Source organism: Sphingopyxis sp., assembly GCF_016463645.1.
Classification (GTDB): Bacteria; Pseudomonadota; Alphaproteobacteria; order Sphingomonadales; family Sphingomonadaceae; genus Sphingopyxis.
Genome location: NZ_JAEMQX010000233.1, coordinates 1 through 2605 on the forward strand (window position 1 = coordinate 1; position 2605 = coordinate 2605).

A 2605-nucleotide genomic window follows, 5' to 3' on the forward strand; every position below is an offset into this window, starting at 1 on the left:
CTGTTTTTTTGGCGCGTGTATTGGGTGTTGGCGAGTTGTCTGGTCTGGTTCGCTTGAGCGGGGGAGCGAACATGGAGAGCTGGTCGTTCGACTGGTTGTCGGGTGGCGAGGTGTCGGGTTATGTTCTGCGCCGGGCGCCGTCGGCGGCGTATATGGCGGACCGTCCGTTCGGGCATGGCGACGAGGCGGCGCTGGTGATGGCGGCGCATGATGCGGGGGTGAAGGCGCCCGAGGTTGTGGGTGTGCTGGAGCCGGGCGACGGCATGGGCACGGGTTATGTGATGCGGCGGGTGGCGGGCGAGGTGTCGCCGGCGAAGATCCTGGCCGATCCGCCGCCGTCGCTGCTCGGCGATCTCGGGCGCGAGCTTGCGCGCATCCACGGCGTTCCGCCGGAGAGGGTGCCCGGGGCGATCCCCTTGATGGACACAAGGGAAGCGCTGGCCGGGCTTCGGTCGCGCTTCCTGTCATATGGCGGCGACCGGCCGGTGATCGCGCTGGCGATCAGATGGTGCGAGGATCATCTGCCTGTCGCTGCCGATCCGGTGCTCGTCCATGGCGATTACCGGATGGGCAATGTGATGGTCGATGCGGACGGTCTGGCGGCGGTGCTCGACTGGGAGCTCGCGCACCGCGGCGATGCGCATGAGGACCTCGCGTTCGGTTGCATGAGCGTGTGGCGCTTCGGGCGGTTGGACAAGCCGGCGTTCGGGGTCGGCAGCCTCGAGGATTACTTCGCGGCCTATGAGGGCGCGGGCGGGGTCAGGGTCGATCGCGACCGCTTCCGCTTCTGGCTCGTCTACCGGACGCTCTGGTGGGCCTTGGGCTGCCTGCAGATGGGCGAGGCGTGGCGGAGCGGGGCGGACCGGACGGTCGAGCGCGTCGTGATCGGGCGGCGGACCGCCGAGCAGGAACTCGACCTGGTGCGGTTGCTCGAAGAGGAGGCGCCCGAGGCCGAACGCGACCGGGCCTTGCCGCCGGGGGGCGAACCCGCGCCGGTGCCGACGGGCGAGCCGGCCAATGCCGAGATGGTCGCGGCGGTGCAGGGCTGGATCGAGGCATCGATCAAGCCGCAGACGCAGGGCCACGCCAAGTTCGAGGCGGTGGTGGCGATGAACGCGCTCGGCATCGTGCTGCGCGACCTCGAGGCCGGGGTGCGGGCAGAGGATGCGGGGCTTGCCGCCGCCTTGCTGTCGGGTGAGCGGACGCTGGCCGAGCCGGGGCTGCTTGCAAGGCTGCGGCGCGCCGTGCTGGCGAAGTGCGCGGTCGACAGCCCCAAATATGCGCCGCTTGTCGAGGCGCGTGCCGCGTGGCGCGGATAGCGATAACAGGGAGAGAGACGATGGACTTTGCGATGCCCGCCGATCTGCAGGCGTATCTGGACGAGCTCGATCGCTTCATCGAGGCCGGGATCAGGCCGCTCGAGCTCGCGGACGACAATATCCGCTTCTTCGATCACCGCCGCGAGCATGCGCGCACCGACTGGGACAATCAGGGGCTGCCGCGGCACGAGTGGGAAGAGCTGCTGAAGGCCGCCACCCGCAAGGCCGATGCCGCGGGCCACTGGCGCTTCTCGGCGCCGAAGAAATACGGCGGCAAGGACGGGTCCAACCTCTGGATGGCGGTGATCCGCGAGCATCTCGCGGCGAAGGGGCTGGGCTTGCACAACGATCTCCAGAACGAGCACAGCATCGTCGGCAACTTCCCTTTTGTGGAGATGTTCGAGCAGTTCGCGACCAGCGAGGAGCAGAAACAGGAATTTATCCTCGGCGGGTTCGAGGGGAAACGCCGCACCGCGTTCGGGCTGACCGAGCCCGATCATGGCAGCGACGCGACGCATATGGAGACGCGCGCGGTGCGCGAGGCGCGGGACGGTGTCGACGGCTGGCTGATCAATGGCCGCAAGATGTGGATCACCGGCATGCACGCCGCGACGCACTGCGCGACCTTCTGCCGCACGAGCGGGAACGACGGCGATGCGCAGGGGATCACCTGCCTGCTCGTGCCGACGGGGACGCCGGGCATGAGCGTCGATGAATATATGTGGACGTTCAACATGCCGACCGACCATCCGCGCATGACGTTCGGCGATGTGTGGGTGCCCGACAGCGCGCGGCTCGGCCCCGAGGGCGGCGGCCTCGCGATCGCGCAGAGCTTCGTCCATCAGAACCGCATAAGGCAGGCGGCGAGCTCGCTCGGCGCCGCGGTCTACTGCATCGAGGAGAGCGTGAAATACGCAAGGGCGCGCAAGCCGTTCGGCGAGGCGCTCGCGAAAAACCAGGCGATCCAGTTCCCGCTCGTCGAACTCGCGACGCAGGCCGAGATGCTGCGCCTCCTCATCCGCAAGACCGCGTGGGACATGGACAACACCCCCCACAAGGACATCGAGCGCAGCCTCTCCGACAAGGTCAGCATGTGCAACTACCAGGCGAACCGCCTCGTCTGCGAGGCCGCCGACCGCGCCATGCAGGTCCATGGCGGCATCGGATACTCGCGCCACAAACCCTTCGAACATATCTACCGACACCACCGAAGATACCGCATCACCGAAGGCGCCGAGGAAATACAAATCCGTAAAGTCGCCGCATTCCTCTTCGGCTATATGGGA

General features: G+C 67.4%; 2 protein-coding genes. Both read left to right on the forward strand.

Annotated features, from left to right (window positions below):
- The first annotated feature begins 35 nt into the window (after nucleotides 1-35).
- Nucleotides 36-1319: a phosphotransferase family protein gene (locus JHC57_RS21950; RefSeq protein ID WP_294032693.1), complete on the forward strand. Its 1284-nt coding sequence runs from the start codon at nucleotides 36-38 to the stop codon at nucleotides 1317-1319.
- Nucleotides 1320-1339: 20 nt separating this feature from the next.
- The coding region (locus tag JHC57_RS21955) for an acyl-CoA dehydrogenase (RefSeq protein WP_294032692.1) at nucleotides 1340-2605 on the forward strand (1266 nt) is incomplete at its 3' end.